1 protein-coding gene is annotated in these 456 nt (G+C 57.5%); it reads left to right on the forward strand.

Features of this window, described 5'->3' with window-relative positions; translation table 11 throughout:
• Positions 1 to 456 (forward strand): alpha/beta hydrolase (locus MWC30_RS21910; RefSeq protein WP_244086318.1); only part of this gene is annotated, 456 nt, incomplete at both ends.

Below are 456 nucleotides of genomic sequence, written 5' to 3' on the forward strand. Positions count from 1 at the left end.
GTTCCCTACGACAAGCGCAACGAAGGGAACCAGAGAGCACTGTCCACGTTGCTTGAGGACGACGAGTTGAAAGACCAGTTGGAACATAATCAGCTTGAGCGTTTGGGAGAAATCGACAATGCGCTGGATACCCGGGCTGTTCAGGAAGGCGCCGAAGCAGGTCCGCGGATGCTGTTGACGCTAGATATGGGCCAGGGCGTCGCGGAAGAAGACGAAGACGAAGATGCCGTGGTCTATCCGCCGGATCCACTTGCTGCGATCTCAGTAGGCAACCCCGACACTGCTGACACGACGAGCTACAACATCGCTGGGATGAACAGCAACACTGATGATACGGGCGATGAAGTGCTCCGAGCGCAAGGGCTGTATGAGGGCCAGGCTGCCTCGGGCCAGGACCATGCAGTTGTGTCATGGATCGGATACGACCCGCCAACTGACGACGATACGCTATCCAGC

The sequence above is a fragment of the Desulforhabdus sp. TSK genome, from assembly GCF_022836495.1.
GTDB lineage: Bacteria > Desulfobacterota > Syntrophobacteria > Syntrophobacterales > Syntrophobacteraceae > Desulforhabdus.